General features: G+C 54.1%; 2 pseudogenes. Both read right to left on the reverse strand.

Going from position 1 to position 377, the window contains the following annotated elements:
• Positions 1–175: pseudogene (locus ABLN87_RS22560) on the reverse strand (IS110 family transposase); the annotation flags it as partial.
• Positions 176–377, reverse strand: a pseudogene (locus ABLN87_RS22565) (hypothetical protein); the annotation flags it as partial.

The following is a 377-nucleotide window of genomic DNA, read 5'->3' on the forward strand; positions in this document are numbered from 1 at the left end:
GCTGCCGGGCGGCGATCACGATCGCCTCGGCATCAGCGGCGTCATTCTTCTGACGCTTCACAAAAGGGCGCAAGTATTGTGGAGCGATCAGTTTGACCTCATGGCCAAGAGCTTCCATTTTCCGCGCCCAATAATGCGCGCCACAGCAAGCCTCGAATTCAGCCAAACAGGGTTCTTAACTGGCCATGAACGCGACAAACTGCTTTCCCGTCAGCTTCTTGCGAACTTGTACCTCACCAGTCTGCAGAACTCCGTGTACTTGAAACACTGACTTTGCCAGATCGACCCCAATCATCATATCTTTCATGTCACTGTCCTCTCCATATTGTGGCTGCAAGCACCACGACCCTGGCACATTGCGATGCCGTCTGGGGAGG

This window comes from Ruegeria sp. SCP10 (assembly GCF_040329495.1).
Taxonomy (GTDB): Bacteria; Pseudomonadota; Alphaproteobacteria; order Rhodobacterales; family Rhodobacteraceae; genus Ruegeria.